The sequence below is a fragment of the Streptomyces otsuchiensis genome (assembly GCF_004305975.1).
GTDB classification, from domain to species: Bacteria; Actinomycetota; Actinomycetes; order Streptomycetales; family Streptomycetaceae; genus Streptomyces; species Streptomyces otsuchiensis.
This window is the reverse complement of the sequence record NZ_BHZI01000653.1, coordinates 1-280: the sequence shown is the minus strand read 5'-3', so window position 1 is coordinate 280 and position 280 is coordinate 1. Positions and strand designations below refer to the sequence as shown.

Below are 280 nucleotides of genomic sequence, written 5' to 3'. Positions count from 1 at the left end.
ACACCACCCTGGTCGACCTCGCCTACACGTACGCGCTCGATGCGGTCGACGGGGCCAAAATCCGTACCCGTACCGATGAGTTGACGGGGTACGTGACGTCCTACGACTACGACAGCGCGGGGCGTTTCTCCTACGCGGCGGAGCGGGACGGGGGTGAGATCGTGTAGTCCTGGCAGTCCTGCTACGACCCCGCCGGCAACCTCACCTCCCAAGGCGTCAGCCCCGGCTGCCCCCGTGGCACCACCTACACCGTCAACGCCGCCTCGCAGATCACCGCGAA

Annotated in this window: 1 pseudogene; it reads left to right on the top strand. The window is 66.8% G+C overall.

The window, feature by feature from the left end:
- A pseudogene (locus tag E0D90_RS26225) lies at window positions 1-280 on the top strand (hypothetical protein); the annotation flags it as partial.